This window comes from Nocardia sp. NPDC019323, assembly GCF_044389845.1.
GTDB lineage: Bacteria > Actinomycetota > Actinomycetes > Mycobacteriales > Mycobacteriaceae > Nocardia > Nocardia implantans.
In genome coordinates, this window is record NZ_JBIRYN010000003.1 from 365,081 (window position 1) to 382,882 (window position 17,802).

Below are 17,802 nucleotides of genomic sequence, written 5' to 3' on the forward strand. Positions count from 1 at the left end.
TAGCGTTTCCGACGCCGGACGGGGGAAGTCCCGCGCGGGGACCCCGGCGCCTCGCCGGACGCGTCCGGCATCCGGCCTGAAAAACCCTGGTTCGCGACGGTGTCGTGCTCGACCCTCCCCTTCTGTTCTGCTGAAATAAGAGAAAGGCACGGCAACGACCGGGTAGGAATGCGATCTGCCGAGGAGGAATTGCGGTGCACACCATGAAGCGGCAGCTGGGCGCGGGAGCCGTTCTGTCTTTCCTGGCCGGTGGCCTCGTCTGCGCTGGAGCCGGGCCCGCCGCAGCGGAACCCGGCGGCTGCTATGTCGACCGTGGCGTCACCGATGCGGCCGCGTTGTGCCACAGCGGTGAAGGGGCGTCGGTGCTCGAGGCCGAATGCCTCGGCTTCTTCCTGCCGTCGGAGCGGTCCACGCCGGTGTTCGGCTACTACAGCGGCTTCGAGTCGCGACAGACGCCGGTCGGCAAGCCGATGCGCGTCACCTGTGTCTCCGAGGGCGCCGTGGGGATCGCCACGCTCGCGTTCATCGTCCCCGCGACGTCGTAACACCGCGAATCGGCGCCGACCGGGATCGCGGCGGTCAGCTCGGCCTGGCCTCGAGCACGTTGTCGGGGGAAGCCGTCGGCACGCGCCGGATCAGCGTGAATCCGTGCCCGGCGAGGAAGTCGCGGTACTCGGCCTCGGTGCGTTCCCGTCCGCCCGCGTTGACCAGCATCTCCAAGTCGATGTACTTGCTCGGATGCGGTGCGGTGTGTTCGGGGACGACCAATTCCACGAGCAGCAACCGCGCGTGCGGTGGCATGGCCGCGCGCACGGTACGCAGGATGCGCCCGGCGTCCGGCTCGGCCCAGTCGTGCAGGATGTGCTTGAGGATGTAGGCGTCCGCTCCCTTCGGAACGCGGTCGAAGAAGGAGCCGGCTTCCACCGCGCAGCGATCGGCCAGGCCGAGGGCGGCGAGCCGGGCCGGGGCCGCGGCCACCACTTCGGGCAGGTCGAACAGGATGCCGCGCGACCGGGGAGCGCGGCGCAGGATTTCGGTGAGCAGCGAACCCTCGCCGCCGCCGACGTCGACCAGGGTCTCGTAGCGGCCGAAATCGTAGGCGGCCAGCAGCGATTCCATCGACAGGGTACCGATGCTGCTCATCGCCCGGTCGAACAGTTCGCCGAGTTCCCGGTCGTGCTGGACGTATTCGAAGAACGGCATCCCGTCGAGTTTCACGCCGACCGGTTCACCGGTGCGCACGGCGTCGACCAGGTGCGTCCAATGGTTGCGGTGGCCGGGCGAACCGAAGAACAGCACCGCGTCGCGCAACGACACGTCCGAGTCGCGGCACAGGGCGCGCGCCATCGGCGTCAGCGCGTACCGCCCGTCGCGCCGCTGGGTGAAGATGCCGTGGCTGATCAGCAGCCGCAGCAACCGTCGCAGCGCGTCTTCGTCGGCGCCGACCGCCGCCGCGAGGTCCGCACCCCGCCGCGGCCCAGCCGCGAGCGCGTCGGCCACGCCGAGCGCCGCGGCGGCGTGGATGGCCTGCGTGATCCAGCCGGCGGCGATCAGCTCCATCAGCGCGAGGTGCCCCGGCACCAGCTTGCGGAACGCGACGGCCATGGCGGCGCGCACCGATTCGACGGCCCGTACCAGCGGCAGTGGCGGAATTCTCGGTCGATCGGACGCCACGGCGACTCCATCCGTCGAAGGTAGGCACTCTGCGCTTCGTCTAGGAGGGTACGTCGCGGCCGGATTCGCTGCGCTGTTTGTCGCGCTCGGCGGCGGTGGCGAGATAGTCGCCGAGTTCGCGGCGCAGCGTGACGTCCAGCGAGCGGGCGAGCGTGGCGTGCACCGAGGCCACCGCCAGCTCGCGCATCTTGTTGAGCATCGTTGTGGTCTCGGCGATCTCGCTGCTGGTGTCGGGCATCCAGCCGGGGCCGTGCTCGTCGATGATGTGCTGTTTGGCGGCGGTGATCATGATGTGCGTGATGTCATCGATCCGGTCGGCCACCTTGGCATAGATCTCGATGAGCGTGCGCAGCTCGAGGCCGTACTCGTGCAGTTCGGCGAACGAGGTGAGCAACTGGGTCTCGGTGAACACGACCGTGTCGCCCTCCAGCCGGACCAGCCGCATCTCGCGCAGCCGGTCCACCAGCTCGTCGGCCTCGGCGCCGAGGATGGTGCCGATCAGCTCGCGCGGCACCTCGAAGGTCTCGTCCTTGGCCCAGGACGCCGTCACGGCGTGTTGCAGGCCCAGCACCTCGGTCAGGTCCTTGCCGGTCTCCCAGCTGGTGATGAAGTCGGCGATGTGCGCGGTGGTGAAGCCGCGCTGCAGCAGCGCGTCGATCAAGCGCAGCCGCTCGAGGTGGGCGTCGTCGTAGATGCTGGCCCTGCCGTCCTTGCCGACCGGCGGCGGCAGCAGCCCGCGCTCCTGGTAGGCGCGCACGTTGCGGGTGGTGGTGCCCGCGGCGCGCGCGAGGTCATCGATCCGGTACTCCGGCGTCGACCTCACCTCCCTCGCTGACCACGGCGCCGATGACCGGCGGCGCGCCGTAGAACTCCCTGCGGACCGAGTCTATCGTCCGCGCCGCCGGTGTTCCGGCACCTAGGAAACCGGCGCCACTCGTTGTCGCCGCTGGTCGGCGGTCGATTCGACCACCAGGTAGTCGTCGAGATCGACCTTGCGCAGCTGATGGACGTACTGGGTGGCGAAGCCCGGGTACATGGTCGCGTTGAAGCCGTCCTCGGTGAGATACCAGCTGCGGCATCCCGAGTTCCAGGTGGTGGCCGACAACTTGCGCTGGATGGCGGCGTTGTAGCGGTCCTGCCGGTCGCGCCGCACGTCCAGCATGCGCAGGTTCCGGTCCAGGATGATGCCGATCGCGCCGACGAGGTAGTCGATCTGGGCTTCCATGTACACCAGCGCCGAGTTGTGTCCCGGGCCGGAGTTGGGTCCGAACGTGAGATAGAGGTTGGGATAACCGGAGACGGCGACGCTCTTGTAGGCGTAGGCCCCGCGCGACCATTCGTCCGCGAGAACCCGGCCGTCGCGTCCGACCACCGGAACGGGCGTCCCGGTTTTCGAGACGTCGAAACCGGTCGCGAAGACGATGCAATCCGCCTGGTGCTCGATGCCTTCCGCGGTGCGGATGCCGTGCTCGGAGATCCGGGCGATCGGCCACGTGATCAGCTTGCAGTTGTCCCGTTGCAGGGCGGGGTAGTAGTCGTCGGTCATCAGCAGGCGTTTGCAGCCCGCGCGGAAGTCAGGGGTGAGCTGGCGGCGCAGCCATGGATCCTTGACCTGCCTGCGCAACTGGGCTTTGCCGACCAGTTCGACCACCCTGGTCAGCGGCGTGTTCCAGACCACGCCCAGCGCAACCGACTCGTGGCCGTAGAACCATGCCCGCCGCGCCAGCTGCTCGGCCGCGGGCACCCGGCGGTAGAGCTCCTTGGTCAAGCCGTTGGTCTGCCGGTCGACCCGTGGCAGCACCCAGCCGGGCGTGCGCTGGAAAACCTTCACCGAGGCGGCCTTCTCCACCAGCTCCGGGATGATCTGGACCGCGCTGGCCCCGGTGCCGACGACGGCGACGCGTTTGCCGGTGAAGTCGTAGTCGTGATCCCAGCGGGCACTGTGGATCTTGTGGCCTTTGTAGGTCTCGATCCCGCGGATGTCCGGGAAACTGGCGTTGGCCAGCGGGCCGGACGCCAGCACGACGGTGCGGGCGAGGATCGGCTCCGCGTGGCCGTCGACCGCGATCTCCCAGACTCCCGCCCGCTCGTCGAACACCATGCCGGAAACGTTGTGTCCGAGCCGGATGTGCGGACCGAGCCGGAACTGCGCTGCCATCGTCTCGATGTAGCCGAGGATCTCGTTGCTGCCGGAGTAGGTGCGCGACCAGTTCGGGTTCGGCGCGAAACTGTAGGAGTACAGCCGCGACGGAATGTCGCATGCCGCACCGGGATAGGTGTTGTCGCGCCAGGTGCCGCCGATCGCGGCGCCGCGTTCGAGGATCGCGAAATCGCGGATCCCGCGTTGCTTCAGCCGGATGGCCGTGCCGATTCCGGCGAACCCGCCGCCGATGACGGCGACGTCGAGGGTGTGCGTGCTCATCGGATTCCCTGTCATGCGGCGGGCTCGTAGGTCAGTTCCTTCGACCACGTGGGGTTGTTGCGCAGCAGCGTCTTCGGCACCAACCCGGTGATCTTCACCAGCGCGTCGGCCACCAGGTGATACGGGTGTCCGCGGTCGATCACCCAGCTGCCGTGCATCTTCACGATCTGGTACATCGGCAGCCTGCGGGCGAATTCGCTGCGCTCGCCCACGTTCGCGTACCGCTTGAGCGCCCCGTAGAGCTTCTCCTCGTCCACGCCCATCGCGACGATGTTGTCGCGCATCTTGTTCAGCAGCGGGACGTAACTCAGCACGCCGATGATCAGCGACGGCTTGGCCCAGCCGCCGACCAGGTCGATGAGCAGCTTGCGCATTTCCGCGTGGCCGAGCAGGTCCATCACGGCGAAGTCGACGGCGAGGTGGCGGGATTCGTCGGAGTTGATCTTCTTGAACGCCTCCTGGCAGACCGGGTCCTCGATCTCGTCCATGATGAACTTGATCAGCGCGCCGTCGAGCGCGACCTCGAGCATCGGGATGACCGTGCCGAGGAACGACAGCGACATGTCGTCGGAGTACTTGTCCAGGAAGTCGATCACCAGCTTGACGTTGACGTTCGGCTGCGGGATCTCGTCACCCTCCAGCATGCCCCACCGGCGCATCAGCGCCAGCTCGGCGTTCGCGTGCTTCTGCTCCTCGGCATGGAAATAGCGGTAGATCTCGCGCAGCGTCTCGTTCGGCGCCTTCTTGGCCATCGCCGCGAAGCCGCGCGCGCCCACGTTCTCGATCCACATCAGATCGGCCATGAACGGCTTGAGCTTGGCGTGCAGTTCCGGCGTGATCGTCTCGGCGCCGGGAGCGTCCCAGTCGATGTCGGCCAGCGCCCACTGGCGGTCCTTGATCTTGCGGAGCATGTCCTCGAAGTCCATCGCGATGGCGGCCATGTCAGACTCCTGTCTTGTCGGTGACCGACGTGCGGTCGGCGGGGCTCGAGTCGTCCTGGGGCAGCAGCCGCTCCAGGAGCCCGAGGGCGAAGGTGTACTGCGCGGGGAAGTACCGCTTGAGCAGCCAGACGACGTGCGCGTCCACCTGGGGGAGCACGTAGAGTTGCCCGCGGTCGTGCGCGTCCAGCGCGGTGCGCGCGACGCGCTCGGGGGAGAAACCGGTCCAGCGCATGAGGAAGTCGGCCAGCTGCGCCGACGCCTCGGTGATCCGGCCGTCACGGGCGACGTTGGTGCGGACGAACGTCGGGCACAGAACCGTGACCGCGACGCCGGAGCCGCTCAGTTCGGCCGCCATGGTCTCCGACAGCGACAGCACGCCCGCCTTGGACACGTTGTAGGCGGCCATCGAGGGGGCCGCGGCGAATCCGGCGGCCGAGGCGACGTTGATGATGCCGCCGCGCCCGGCGGCGCGCAGAAGCGGGGCGAAGACTTCGCAGCCGTGCACCACGCCCCACAGATTGATGCCGAGGGCCCACTGCCAATCGTCGAAACCGATGTTCCCCACCGGTTTTCCGCCGATGCCGACGCCCGCGTTGTTGATCACCAAGCTGACCGGGCTCTCGAAGAGGGTTTCGGCGAAGCGGGCGAGCAACTCCACGTCTTCCCGTTGCGCGACGTCGCAGCGGAAGGCGTGCGCGGCGCCGGGGTGATCGCGTTCGATCAGGGCGACCGTCTCGTCGGCGCGTGCCTCGTCGATGTCGGCGCAGATCACCCGGCCGCCGCGGGCGGCGATCTCCAGGGCGAACGCGCGGCCGATGCCGCTGCCCGCGCCGGTGACGACGGCTCGCGCGCCGTGCGTGCGCCGGGTGCGGCCCAGGGCCGCCAACTTGTCCAATCCGAACATCTCAGCTCACCTTTTTCGTGCCGGAGGTAGCGACCAGCGCCGCGCGCAGGAAGTCGGCGGCGCGGGCGAGGGCCTGGTCGGCCTCGGGCACCACCATGGGAAGGGCCTGGAAGACGTGCAGTTGTCCGGGCCAGATCTCGAGTTCGCAGCTGCCGCCCGCGCGCCGGACCATCTCGCACAGCGCCTGCGCGTCGGCGCCGAGCATCTCGGTGCCGCCGACCTGCACCAGGATCGGCGGCAGCGCGAGACCGTCCGGGATGGTCAGTCGCAGGCGCGCCGCGTCGGCCGGGTGGCCGCTGGTGTAGGCCGCGGGCAGTCTGCTCGCGGCGGCGGCGGAGATCAGCGGATCGGTCCGGACGCGTTCCCGTTCGGCCGCGAGGCCGAGGGTGAGGTCGAGCAGCGGGGAGAACATCGCCACGGCCGCGGGTTGCGGTCGTCGGTGCCGTCCGTTCTCGACCAGCAGGTCCAGTGCGAGATGACCGCCCGCGGAGTCGCAGGCGATCACCAGGTCGTCCGCGGCGATGCCACGACCGAGCAGCCAGCGGTAGCCCGCCTCGACGTCGTCGGCCGCGGCCGGGAACCGGTGTTCGGGCGCGAGGCGGTAGTCGGTGAGGAAGACGGGGAGCCCGGTCTTGGCCGACAGCCGGGCGGCGAGCCCGCGATGGGTGCGCGCCGAGCAGATCACGTATCCGCTGCCGTGGATGTAGTAGACGGCCCGCGTTCCGAACGGCACGCCCGCCGCCCGGACCCATTCGCCGCGCACCGCGCCCGACCGGATCTGGGTGACGGAAGTGCCTGCCGGAACGGGACCACCGACGGCCATCAGAGTGGCGATGAGTTTGCGTGCGAACCACACGCCCGGCGCGTTCATCGGAACCGCGCAGTTCAGCGGACGCAGGGTGAGCCTGGTGGCCGCCGCGGTCAGAGTGGCGCGTGCCGAGGGCGCGGTGGGAACACCGGGGACCGAGGTCCTCGTCGACCTTGTCATGCGCTAAGAATCAGTGATGAATGTGCCAGTTGTCAATGGCACATTTATAGGAGGCTGATTTGTCTCCCGATTTACCGTGGAGGTATGGCCACGTTGGACGACGCCGGCATCGCGGCCGCGACGGTCGGCGCACTGCAGCCCTATGCGGTCACGGTGGTGCTCGAGGAGTACAACCCGGCGTGGCCGGTCTGGTACGCGGAAGAAGAAGCCGCGATACGGGCGGCGCTCGGCGATGTCGCCGTGCGGATCGAGCACACCGGGTCCACGTCGGTTCCGGGACTCGCGGCCAAGGCGTTGATCGACATCCTGCTCCTGGTTCCGGATGCCGCCGACGAGGCCGCCTATCTACCCGCGCTCGAGGCTGCCGGATATGCGTTGCGTATCCGGCAACCGGACTCGCTGTCTCGTGCGCCGTGTGGAAAGCGGTGCGCCATGGAGCGTGAACCTGCACGTGCTCTCGCCGGAATCGGGCGCGCACGAGATCGAGCGGATCCTTGCTTTCCGCGACCGGCTGCGCACACACGATGACGATCGAGCGTTTTACGAGCACGCCAAACGGCGACTGGCGCAGCGTCGATGGAAGTTCGTGCAGCACTATGCCAACGCCAAGAGTGAGGTCATCGAGGAAATCCTGGGGCGGGCACTGTCCGGCTGAGACATTCGGATGCCGCGCCGCCCGAACGGATTGCGTCAGTACCCGAGCGCGGGATCGACCGGCGCGAGGAACGGGCGGCCCTCGATGAAACGCTCGACGTTCGCTTGGACGTGGTCGGCGAAGGCCGCCAAGCGCAGCTGCGGCGGATTCGAATCATGCGGAGTGACAATGGCATTCGGCAGCGACCAGAGTGGATGGCCCGTCGGGAGCGGCTCGGGGTCGGTGACGTCCAGCCCGGCGCCGCCGATCGCGCCCGAGCGCAGCGCGGCCACCAGCGCGTCGGTGTCGATGAGGCTGCCGCGGGCGACGTTGACGATCCAGGAGGACGGCTTGAGCCGCGCGAGTTCGTCCGCGCCGATGAGGTGCCTGGTCTCGGGCGTGGCGGGCGCGGCGACCACCACGTGATCGGTGTGCGGCCAGACCCGGCCGAGATGCTCGGTGGAGATCGTCTCGACCGACGGCGGAATGCCGGGGCCGGTGACCGGCCGTCCGCTACGGTTCACCGCGATGATGTGCGCGCCGAGCGGCGTCAGCATCGGGATCAGCGCCCGGCCGATGCCGCCCGCGCCGACGATCGTCACCGTCTTGCCGCGCAGGGTGTCGACGTGCGGGAAGAAGTCCTGTTGCCGCCAGTCCGCCGCGCGCAGGTGCTCGGGCAGGTAGCGGACGCCCGCGAGCAGCAGCATCAGCGCGTGCTCGGCCACGCTCGCCGCGAAAGCGCCTGCCGCGGAGGTGAACCGGACGCCGGGATGTCTGGCGATGACGCCCGCGGCGAACCATTCCTCGATACCGGCGGCCGGCAGCTGCACCCACTCCACACCGGCGGGCAGCTGCTCCGGGAACTCGCCCGGACCGCCGACCCAGATCAGTCCCCGCGCCTCGTCCGGATCGGAGATGGCGGCGCCCGCCTCGATCACGGCCTTCTCCAGCAACGTGGGAGGAGGATCGATGGGGCTGATCGCGATCGTCACTGCCTGCCGGTGCATGGCTGGACCTCCTTCGGAGCAGTAGGACGTGGTCGCGAGCGGGTGGACGTTGCGACCGTAGCACCGCGTCGGCGCGGCACTAGGCCCCGCTCTGCTCGTCGTCGAGCTCCACGTCCACTTTGTCCCGCTCGGCCCACTCCAGGAGAGGATCCAGCTGGAACACCGCGTCGTCCATGCCCGCGTGCAGATCGCCGAGTTCGGCGAAGCGAGCGGGAACGGTGGACATGGTGAAGTCGCGCGGATCGATGTCGGGAATCTCGTCCCAGCGTACCGGCGTGGAGACCGTGGCGGCGGGGACGCCGCGCACCGAGTAGGCGGCGGCGATGGTGTGATCGCGCGCGTTCTGGTTGTAGTCGACGAACAGCATCTTCGGGTCGCGGTCGCGCCGCCACCACGTGGTGGTCACGTCATCGGGGGCGCGGCGCTCGACCTCTCGGGCGAACGCGAGCGCCGCCCGGCGCACCTCCTGGAATCCCCAGTGCGGCGCGATCCGGACGTACACGTGCAGGCCCTTGCCGCCGGAGGTCTTCGGCCAACCGACAGCGCCGATCTCCTCGAGGACCTCCCGCACCACCCCGGCGACGCGCTGCACCCGCGGCCACGGGCAGTCCGGCATCGGGTCGAGGTCGATGCGCCACTCGTCCGGACGCTCGGTGTCGGCGGCGCGGGAATTCCACGGATGGAACTCGACGGTCGACATCTGCACCGCCCAGATGACGTCGGCGAGCTTCTCGACGCACAACTCGTCGGCGTGCCGTCCGTAGCGCGGGAAGTACACCCGCACAGTCGGAATCCACTCCGGCGCGCCCGAAGGTAGCCGCTTCTGATGCACCTTGTCGCCCGCCAGTCCTTTGGGAAACCGGTGCAGCATGCAGGGCCGGTCGCGCAGCGCGTTGACGATGCCGTCACCGACGCTCAGGTAGTACTGCACCAAGTCGAGCTTGGTCGCGCCGGACTCGGGGAAGTACACGCGGTCCGGGTTGGAGACGCGGAGCGTGTGGTCACCGACCTCCAGCTCGATCGCCGACCCGGTGGATTTGCTTGCCACGCGTCGACTCTAGTGGCCGAACCGAAGGATATCCGTGCACGAGCGCGAGCCGCCGCGACGGATGTGCCGTACCGCTCACCGCCGCCGCACCGCTCTGGTATGCATACCGGTATGAGCAAGGCGACGCGCGTGACCGTCACGCTGGACCCGCAGGTGGCCGAATGGGCCAGAGAGGCGGCCGATCGCCAGAACCGCAGTCTTTCGGCGGTGATCAACGCCGCGCTGCGCACCACGCTCGTGCACGACAGCCTGACCGCGCTGACCATCGATGAGGACGCCGAGCTGGCCGCCGCCTACGACGACGTGACGCTCACCCAGGCCGCCGCCGACGACGACGCCGACGGCGCCGCATGAGACGCGGTGAGGTCTGGCGCTACGCCCCGACCCTCAGTGACGGCACCCCCTTCCCGCGGCGCATGACAGTGGTGCTGGTGTCCGACTCCGCGGTGATCACTTCGCGCTATCGCTGGTTGCAAGTGGTTCCGCTGCGCGCCGCCGACCCCGGCCACGTACTGGCCACCCATACCGAGCACGGCTGGGCCGACACCCTGAAACTGCACCGCGCCTACCGGCCCTGGCTCACCGAACACCTCGGCGTGCTCACCCAGGAGGAAACGGAATCCCTGGACGCGCGCCTACGGGCCACGCTCAGTCTGTGACTTCGGCCGCGCCTTCGGCGCGAACGAGGAACAGGCTCGGTCTCGCTTCGCTCGAAACCTGTGGTTGTGGTGCGCTGGGCGCGTCGGGTGTCGATCTTCGGTGTGGGAGGTCCGAAGTGGTGGATTCTGGCCGCCTACTGTTTGGCCGACGTGGTGATCGGTGGATCGGCCGGGGTTTTGGAGTCCGGTACTCCTGCATAGTCCGGCAGCTCGACGCCATGGATCGCGCGTTCGATCAGCTCGGTGAACCATTCGCCGGTGAAATCGGGGCTCGGTTCGGTGTCCGGTCCGGGGACCTCGCGGCTGCGGGCGTGCAACCGGCCGATCTCCTGGTTGGCCTCGACGAACGAGCGCATCCGCGCCTCGTAGTGGGTGAACCCGGTCTGCGGGTCCCACTCGGCGGCAGCCAGCTCTCCGGCCAGCAGGTAGGCGCCGACCAGGGCCAGCCCGGTGCCCTGCCCGGACATCGGTGACGAGCTGAACGCCGCGTCTCCCAGCAGCGCCACCCGTCCGTGCGACCAGCGGTCCATCACCACTTGGGCGACCTGGTCGAGGTAGAAGTCCGGGGTGTCGTCCAGGTGCGCGAGGATGCGCGGGGTCAACCAGCCCATGCCGGTCATCCGTTCGCGCAGCAGGCGCTTCTGGGCCGCGACGTCGCGGTAGTCGACCTCGAAGTCCCCGGAGGGGAAGGAGAACATGGCCATCGCCCGGGTGGCGTCCTGGATGGGCCGCAAGCCCGCGGAGCGCCCGGACTCCTGGTAGTCGATCAGCCAACCGTCCAGCCCGAACTCGTTGGGCACACTGTAGAAGGCCAGCACGTGCCCGAGATGGCGGACGAACCGCTCACGCGGCCCGAAGACCATCGTCCGCAACGAAGAGTGCAGCCCGTCGGCCCCGACCACCAGTTCGAAACGCCGCCGGTCACCGCCCTCGAAGACCACGTCGACCCCGTCCGCGTCCTGGGTGAGTTCGGCGATCCGGTCGCCGAAGACGTACTCGACCTCGTCGCGGGTGTCGTCGTAGAGCACCCGCGACAGGTCCCCGCGCAGGATCTCGATCTCGGAGATGAACCCGTCGCCGCCGTCGTCGTCCGCGCGATAGGTCTCCAGCACCTTCCCGTCGGCGTCCACGATGTTGGCGCCTGCGGTCTTGGTGCGTGCCGCACGCACCGCCGCGTCCAGCCCCATCCGCCCGATGACCTCTTTGGTAACCCCGCGCGCGTCCACCGCTTGGCCACCCGGACGCAGCTCGGGGGCCCGCTCCACCACGGTCACCTCCGCGCCCCGCCGGTGCAGCCAGTGCGCCAGCGCGGGCCCCGCGATGCTCGCCCCCGCTACCAAAACCCTGATACCACTCACCGCTCCACCTGCTCACCCGTCCGGATCGTCTGCTCGTCGACGCTTTCGCCGTCGAGCGAGACGTCGACGCCGAGAATCAACTCCCGCATCCAGTGCCTCCCTGTGCTTCCTCCCGCGCTGGAACGGTTCCAGCACCGGCCACCGCTGTCGGTGCGTCCAGAGGTACCGACGGCGGATCCACACAGAATTCATCGGTGCGGTACATGCGGAGGCGCATTCTCAGGTGCGCGTCATGGGCGAAGCCGATCATGCCGGTCAGCGGGCGGGACGAACTCTGCACGCGGAGCAGCGGCACGCCCAGTTGTCGTTATGTCGGTGTGGCCAGGGCGAAGGGCAGGACGGCGTCGGCGCCCGCCGCTCGGAGGGCGTGGGCGGCGACGGTGAAGGTCCAGCCGGTGTCGGTGACGGCGTCCACCAGCAGGATCGGACCCGATACCTGGGTCAGGTCGGGAACCTCCCACGAGTCGAACAGGCCGGCGACCCGGTGCGCGGAGTTGGCCGCCGAGACGGGCGGGCGGTCCGGGCGGGTGCGCAGCGTGCCGAGATCGCGCAGGCGGCCGACCTCGGCGAGGCGGGCGGCGAGGGTGGCGGTGAGCACGGGGTGGCGCGGCGATTCCAGGGCTAGCACCGAGGTGGGGCGGGTTGTCCAATCCCATTCGCGCAGAACGGCGACGCAGGCTTCGAAGACCGCGTCGGGAACCGGGGCGTCGGGGCCGTCGAGCAGCGCGCGCAGTCGCTGCCCCCAGCCGAGGTCGGTCAGCCTGCCGAGCACGCGACCGGTCTCCGCGCCACCGGTGATCTTGCCCGACAAGGGGATTCCCAGCTTGGCCATACCGGTGGGCCACTGTTTGCGTGGCGCGAGGTCGAGGCCGGGACGGTCGAGCCTGGCCTTGGTCGCGGCCAACGCGTCGGCGGCGACGGTGCGGTCGGGGCGGTGGCCGGTGCAGTTGTCGCAGCGGCCGCAGCCGGGCGAATCCGCCGACAGCCCCGGGTCGTCGAGCTGGCGGCGCAGGAATTGCATGCGGCACTCGGCCGTCGATTGGTAGTCGATCATGGCCTGCTGCTCGGCCTCGCGGGCGATGGACAGGCGCTCGTAACGTTCGGTGTCGTAGGTCCACGGCCGGCCGGTGGCGATCCAGCCGCCGCGCACGCGGCGCACCGCGCCGTCCACGTCGAGCACCTTCAACACCATCTCCAGCCGGGAGCGGTTCAACTCCACCAGCGGCTCCAACGCCGCGGTGGACAGCGCCCGCTCGGAGTCCAGCGCGTCGAGCACCGCGCGCACGATGTGCTCGCGGGGAAAGGCGACGGAGGCGAAGTAGCTCCAGATCCGCGCGTCCTCGGGGCCGGGCAGCAGGATCACCTCGGCCCGGTCGGTGCCGCGCCCGGCCCGTCCCACCTGCTGGTAGTAGGCGATGGGCGAGGAGGGCGCGCCGACGTGCACGACGAAACCGAGGTCGGGCTTGTCGAAGCCCATGCCGAGCGCGGACGTGGCGATGAGCGCCTTCACCTCGTTGTTCAGCAACGCCGCTTCGAGCGCCTCGCGTTCGGCCGGGTCGGTCTGCCCCGTGTAGGCGGCCACGGTGTGGCCGTGCGAGGCCAGCACGTCGGCGAGATCGTGCGCGGCGGCGACGGTGAGCGTGTAGACGATGCCGGAGCCGGGCAGCCGGTCGAGGTGCCCGCTGAGCCAGGCGGTGCGTTCCACGGCGTCGTCGAAGCGGACCACCGACAGGTGCAGCGACTCGCGATCCAGCGTGCCGCGCAGCACCAGGGTCTCGGTGCCGATCTGGGTGGCGACGTCGGTGACCACCCGGTCGTTGGCGGTGGCGGTGGTGGCGAGCACCGGGACGTCCGAGCCCAGGTCGGCGATCAGCGTGCGGATGCGCCGGTAGTCCGGCCGGAAATCGTGGCCCCAATCCGACACGCAGTGTGCTTCATCGATCACCACCAGCCCGGCGTCGGCCGCCAGCCGGGGCAGCACCTGATCGCGGAAATCCGGGTTGTTCAGCCGTTCCGGGCTGACCAGCAGCACGTCGACCGAACCCGCGGCGACCTGTGCGTGGATATCGTCCCACTCGGTGACATTGCCGGAGTTGATGGTGGCGGCGACCACGCCCGCACGGTGCGCCGCGGCGACCTGGTTGCGCATCAGCGCGAGCAGTGGCGAGACGATCACCGTCGGCCCCCTCCCGGCCCTGCGCAGCAGCTTGGCGGCGATGAAGTACACCGCCGACTTGCCCCAGCCGGTGCGCTGCACGACCAGGGCCCTGCGCCGCCGGACGACGAGCGCCTCGATCGCGGTCCACTGATCCTCCCGCAGCCCGGCGCCTGCCCCGGCCAGCTCACGCAGCAGCTGTTCGGCGTGCTCGCGCAGGCCGGGGGCCGTGAGGTCGAGCGGAGACGCGTCGGTGGCCGTGGTCATGGGCTCCATCGTGCCCGACGCCACCGACAGGCGGCCGGGGCGCCGCCGGTCGGTCAGCCGCGCGCGGCGCCTTCCGGCCACATACTCGCCACCCCGGGTGGCCTCGACGTGCGCCGTGATCAGGCGGGCCGCGTGGTAGCGGCCGCCAGCTCGGCCAGCCGGGCCCGGACCAGCTCCGGACGTTCCTCGAGGATGAAGTGGCCGCAGCTACGCACCAATTCCAGGCGGTAGTCGTCGGCACGCGCGGTTTCCTCGGCGGCGAGCGCTGGATGGATCGCCGCGTCTTCGACCCCGAACAGCGTGCGGATCGGGATCGTCGCCCGGCGTCGTTCGCCGCGGCCGGCCGAACGGGGGACTTCGCGCAGCAGGAAAGTGCGGTAGGTGTCGGTCGCGGTGCGGGCGCAGACGGGATCGCGGAAACGGTCCGAGTAGACGCGGACCGCCTCGGGCCCGAACGTCGCGCGATCGCGTACCGAGCCGGCGAAGACGAGCTCCAGGAAGCGGGTTCGCCGGTGCAAGTAGTCGCCGAACGCCGCGACGGCGGGCTGGTAGAGCAGAAACCGCCACGCGTGCGGGAGGAAGGTACGCGCCGTCTGCCACGGGTGCGCGATGTTGAGTGCGAGCAGCGCGTCGAATCGCTCCGGTTCGCGCAACACGAGCAGGTGGGCGATATAGCCGCCCCAATCGTGGCCGGCCAGCAGGGCCCGCTCGCAGCCGAGCTCGTCCAGCAACGCGAGCAGGTCGGAAGCGACGTCGTCCTTGGCCCATCGGTGCGGCGGGGGACCGGACCAGCCGTAGCCGGGCAGGTCCGGCGCGATGATCCGCAGCCCGTCCGGCGGATCGGCGAGCAGATGACGGTAGGCGTAGTGATGCTCGGGCCAGCCGTGCAATGCCAGCACCGGGCGTCCGTCGGGCGGACCCGCCTCGGTCACGTGGAAACGCACACCACGGGCGGTGACGTAGGAGCGCCGCACGCCGGGAATCTCCGGCGGACCGGCCGCGGGGTCCGACTCAGGAGGGGGCGAGAAGAACGAAGGCCGCCAGCGCATATCCGATGGTATCGAGCGGGTCACCAGGACATCGAGACCGACACGAATCTCGGCTGACGCGCTCGTCGGCTTGTCGGCGCCACCGATCGGGATAGGCGTCGAGCGCCCGGTAGCGGTGATCCACGGTGGAGCGGCCGGGAGCGCCGGAACTCGAACGCCTGGAGAGCAGAGGCCGCTGTCGCGGAAATCGGGATGGGCGGGGCTCGGCCCGCTGTCGTCGGAGCCGGTTCGCCGCGGCCCTTGCGGCGATGCCGACCGCCGGACCAAGCGAATCGCCCGGCGGCAGTCGGCTCACGCGACGATCAGCCTTTGACGCAGAGCACCTGGCGCAGCGTCGCGACCACGTCGACCAGGTCCCGCTGTGCCGCGATGACCTCATCGATGTCCTTGTACGCGGCCGGGATCTCGTCCACCACGCCCGCGTCCTTGCGCGACTCGACGCCCTCGGTCTGGGCGATCAGATCGGCGACCGAGAACTGCCTCTTGGCCGCGTTGCGGCTCATCCGCCGTCCCGCGCCGTGCGAGGCCGACTGGAACGAAGCCGGATTCCCTTTGCCGCGAACGACATACGAGCGGGTGCCCATCGAGCCGGGGATCAGCGCGAGGTCGCCCTCGCCCGCGCGTACGGCCCCCTTGCGGGTGACCAGCATGGGCACGCCGTCGATGATCTCCTCCGCCACATAGTTGTGGTGGCAGCTGATGGGCTGCTCGAAACGCACACCGCGCTCGGCGAATTCGGCCGCGACCGCGCGGCAGACCAGGGCGAGCATCACCGCGCGGTTGCGCGCCGCGTACTCCTGCGCCCAGGTGAGGTCGCGCCGGTAGGCCTCCATCTCCGGCGTGCCGGAGACGAAGACCGCCAGGTCGCGGTCGGGCAGATCGGCGTTGTGCGGCAGCGTGCGCGCGATCGCCATGTGGCGCTCGGCGAGTTCCTTGCCGATGTTGCGGCTGCCCGAGTGCAGCAGAATCCAGACCCGGTCTTCGGTATCCAGGCAGATCTCGATGAAGTGGTTGCCGCCGCCGAGCGTGCCCATCTGCTTGTGCGCCTTGGACTCGCGCGCCCGCACCCCGTGGTCGAGCGCGGCGAACGAACCCCAGAACCGGTCCCAGCCCGCGCGCAGCGTCGCGGTGCTCGCACCGAGCCCGGCGACCTGGTGACCGAGCCGGGTGACGTCCACGGCGTCGCGATGCGCCTGGAAGCCGACCGGCACCGCCGCCTCGATGCGCGACCGCAGCGAACGCAGGCTGTCGGGCAGGTCGGCCGCGGTGAGATCGGTGCGCACGCTCTCCATGCCGCAGCCGATGTCCACGCCGACCGCGGCGGGTGACACCGCGTCCTTCATCGCGATCACCGAGCCGACCGTGGCTCCCTTGCCGAGGTGCACGTCCGGCATCACGCGGACGCCGTGGACCCATTTCAGCGCGGCGATGTTGCGCAGCTGCTGGAGCGCGGCCTGCTCGACATCGTGCTCATCGGCCCACATCAGCGTCTGCGCCTTGGTGCCGCGCAGCTCGACGGGAAACATGGTCTCGGTCCTTCCGTTGGGGTACGCCATCAACGGTAGGTATCGAGGACACCCGGCGCACCCGATTATCCGACCGCCCGGTCGTGCCGGTCAGCCGACCGTCCGCGAGAACCGCGCGGGATAGACGCGCTCGGCATTCCCGTGGCCGAAGGCGCCGACCAAGGCTTCCGCGTCGGCGGTGGTGATCGCGTCGTCGGCGAGCCATTCGTCGACGAGCTTTCCGAGGCCACGCCGCCAGAGCAGCGCGCCGAGGTAGTGCAGCTCCGGCAGGCCGTAACCGTCGGAGGAATAGCACAGCGCCCGGAACGGGGCCAGCTCCAGCGTCTCGGCCAGCACGGCACCGGCCCGCTGTCCCACGTAGGGGATGGTCAGGCCGAGATCCAGATGGACGTGCTCGAAGACGTGCGCGAGGTAGGCGGCATGGCGGTGGAAGGGCCAGCAGTGCAGCAGCATCACCGACAGGCCGGTGCCCGCGGTCCGGCGCAGGAAGTCGGTGAGCAGCAGCGGGTCGCCGTGCCGCAGGCGCAGGTCGGGGTCACCGAAGCCGGTGTGGAATTGCAGCGGAAGACCGAGTTCGGCGCCGATGCGCGCGCCGAGGCCGACCAGCCAGCCGAGGACGTCCGGGTCGGTGAGCCGGTGTTCGGGCGCGAAACTGGTCGGCGGGTGATCCCGCAGCGGGAAGTCGAGACCGTATCGGTAGGCCACGATCGTCTTCAACCCGACGGCGCCCGCCGCCCGCGCACGCAGTTCCGCTTCGATCCGCTCGTACACCCCCGACACCGCGCCGACCTGCGCGACGACTTGCTCGGCCACCTCCTCGAGCCGGATCACCTCGCGCACCTCTCCGTCCACGAGAGCCGCGAAATCAGCGATGCCCCCGCCGATTCCGGTATCCAGGAACCATCGGTTCACCCCGGATGCGCGCAGCAGCCGGGCGGCCACCTCGCGGCCACCGAGCCGGGCGCGATGACGGAGGTAGACATCCGGGCCGACATGGGCGGGCAGATCGAGCGCGGGGGCGCACCAGCGGCGCACGGCGAGCCCGATCGCGGAGTCGAAACTGCCGCGCGCGCCTTCCCCGAGCAAGCGCTCGAAGCCGGGCCGATCCAGATCGCCGGTGTCCACCCCGTGACAGTGGTGGTCGGTGAGCCGGACATCGTCGGTGAGCAT

17 protein-coding genes and 1 pseudogene are annotated in these 17,802 nt (G+C 69.7%); 5 read left to right on the top strand and 13 right to left on the bottom strand.

The genetic code is table 11. From position 1 onward, the window contains the following. Positions 1 to 194: 194 nt before the first annotated feature. On the top strand, positions 195 to 545 hold the full coding sequence (locus ACH49X_RS14620; RefSeq protein WP_195077554.1) for a hypothetical protein: 351 nt from the start codon (positions 195 to 197) through the stop codon (positions 543 to 545). A 34-nt stretch (positions 546 to 579) separates the two neighbouring features. Here the strand turns inward: ACH49X_RS14620 and ACH49X_RS14625 are convergent, their stop codons facing one another. The 6 genes from ACH49X_RS14625 to ACH49X_RS14650 all read right to left on the bottom strand — a co-directional run bounded on the left by ACH49X_RS14625 (position 580) and on the right by ACH49X_RS14650 (position 6,929). After that, positions 580 to 1,674 (bottom strand): methyltransferase, encoded by a 1,095-nt coding sequence (locus ACH49X_RS14625; protein WP_323123916.1) that lies wholly within the window; start codon positions 1,672 to 1,674, stop codon positions 580 to 582. A 40-nt stretch (positions 1,675 to 1,714) separates the two neighbouring features. Then, on the bottom strand, positions 1,715 to 2,497 hold the full coding sequence (locus ACH49X_RS14630; RefSeq protein WP_195077555.1) for a MerR family transcriptional regulator: 783 nt from the start codon (positions 2,495 to 2,497) through the stop codon (positions 1,715 to 1,717). A 93-nt stretch (positions 2,498 to 2,590) separates the two neighbouring features. Next, positions 2,591 to 4,096 (bottom strand): NAD(P)/FAD-dependent oxidoreductase, encoded by a 1,506-nt coding sequence (locus ACH49X_RS14635; RefSeq protein WP_357104519.1) that lies wholly within the window; start codon positions 4,094 to 4,096, stop codon positions 2,591 to 2,593. Between the two features lie 11 nt (positions 4,097 to 4,107). Beyond that, positions 4,108 to 5,037, bottom strand: a complete 930-nt coding sequence (locus tag ACH49X_RS14640) for a ferritin-like domain-containing protein (RefSeq protein WP_397069926.1) — start codon at positions 5,035 to 5,037, stop codon at positions 4,108 to 4,110. Between the two features lies 1 nt (position 5,038). Next, positions 5,039 to 5,941, bottom strand: coding sequence for an SDR family NAD(P)-dependent oxidoreductase (locus tag ACH49X_RS14645; RefSeq protein WP_195077557.1), 903 nt, complete (start codon positions 5,939 to 5,941; stop codon positions 5,039 to 5,041). Between the two features lies 1 nt (position 5,942). Further along, a complete protein-coding gene (locus ACH49X_RS14650; RefSeq protein ID WP_195077558.1) occupies positions 5,943 to 6,929 on the bottom strand; it encodes an alpha/beta hydrolase in 987 nt (328 codons plus the stop codon). Positions 6,930 to 7,013: 84 nt separating this feature from the next. On the opposite strand from ACH49X_RS14650, the pseudogene ACH49X_RS14655 reads away from it, so the two are divergent. Further along, positions 7,014 to 7,262: pseudogene (locus ACH49X_RS14655) on the top strand (GrpB family protein); the annotation flags it as partial. Between the two features lie 37 nt (positions 7,263 to 7,299). Then, positions 7,300 to 7,584 (top strand): GrpB family protein, encoded by a 285-nt coding sequence (locus ACH49X_RS14660; RefSeq protein ID WP_357205116.1) that lies wholly within the window; start codon positions 7,300 to 7,302, stop codon positions 7,582 to 7,584. 35 nt (positions 7,585 to 7,619) lie between these two features. On the opposite strand, the gene ACH49X_RS14665 is transcribed toward ACH49X_RS14660, so the two are convergent. After that, entirely contained in the window at positions 7,620 to 8,570 is a 951-nt protein-coding gene (locus ACH49X_RS14665; protein WP_357104529.1) for a D-isomer specific 2-hydroxyacid dehydrogenase family protein, read from the bottom strand. 79 nt (positions 8,571 to 8,649) lie between these two features. Further along, positions 8,650 to 9,618 carry a non-homologous end-joining DNA ligase gene (ligD, locus tag ACH49X_RS14670; RefSeq protein ID WP_195077560.1) on the bottom strand — a complete coding sequence of 323 codons (969 nt, stop codon included), beginning with the start codon at positions 9,616 to 9,618 and terminating at the stop codon, positions 8,650 to 8,652. A 111-nt stretch (positions 9,619 to 9,729) separates the two neighbouring features. On the opposite strand from ligD, the gene ACH49X_RS14675 reads away from it, so the two are divergent. Next, complete coding sequence (locus ACH49X_RS14675) at positions 9,730 to 9,972, top strand: hypothetical protein (protein WP_195077561.1); 243 nt, start codon at positions 9,730 to 9,732, stop codon at positions 9,970 to 9,972. After that, on the top strand, positions 9,969 to 10,277 hold the full coding sequence (locus tag ACH49X_RS14680) for a hypothetical protein (RefSeq protein ID WP_323123914.1): 309 nt from the start codon (positions 9,969 to 9,971) through the stop codon (positions 10,275 to 10,277). Before ACH49X_RS14675 ends, ACH49X_RS14680 begins: the two co-directional genes overlap by 4 nt. 134 nt (positions 10,278 to 10,411) lie before the next feature. On the opposite strand, the gene ACH49X_RS14685 is transcribed toward ACH49X_RS14680, so the two are convergent. The 5 genes from ACH49X_RS14685 to ACH49X_RS14705 all read right to left on the bottom strand — a co-directional run bounded on the left by ACH49X_RS14685 (position 10,412) and on the right by ACH49X_RS14705 (position 17,802). Further along, positions 10,412 to 11,635, bottom strand: a complete 1,224-nt coding sequence (locus ACH49X_RS14685; protein WP_357104534.1) for an FAD-dependent monooxygenase — start codon at positions 11,633 to 11,635, stop codon at positions 10,412 to 10,414. Positions 11,636 to 11,942: 307 nt separating this feature from the next. Then, positions 11,943 to 14,057, bottom strand: a complete 2,115-nt coding sequence (locus ACH49X_RS14690) for a DEAD/DEAH box helicase (RefSeq protein ID WP_357104537.1) — start codon at positions 14,055 to 14,057, stop codon at positions 11,943 to 11,945. 119 nt (positions 14,058 to 14,176) lie between these two features. After that, positions 14,177 to 15,106 carry an alpha/beta hydrolase gene (locus tag ACH49X_RS14695; protein ID WP_357104729.1) on the bottom strand — a complete coding sequence of 310 codons (930 nt, stop codon included), beginning with the start codon at positions 15,104 to 15,106 and terminating at the stop codon, positions 14,177 to 14,179. Positions 15,107 to 15,408: 302 nt separating this feature from the next. Further along, positions 15,409 to 16,632: an RtcB family protein gene (locus ACH49X_RS14700; protein ID WP_195077918.1), complete on the bottom strand. Its 1,224-nt coding sequence runs from the start codon at positions 16,630 to 16,632 to the stop codon at positions 15,409 to 15,411. 90 nt (positions 16,633 to 16,722) lie between these two features. Further along, positions 16,723 to 17,802, bottom strand: coding sequence for an amidohydrolase family protein (locus ACH49X_RS14705; protein WP_357205119.1), 1,080 nt, complete (start codon positions 17,800 to 17,802; stop codon positions 16,723 to 16,725).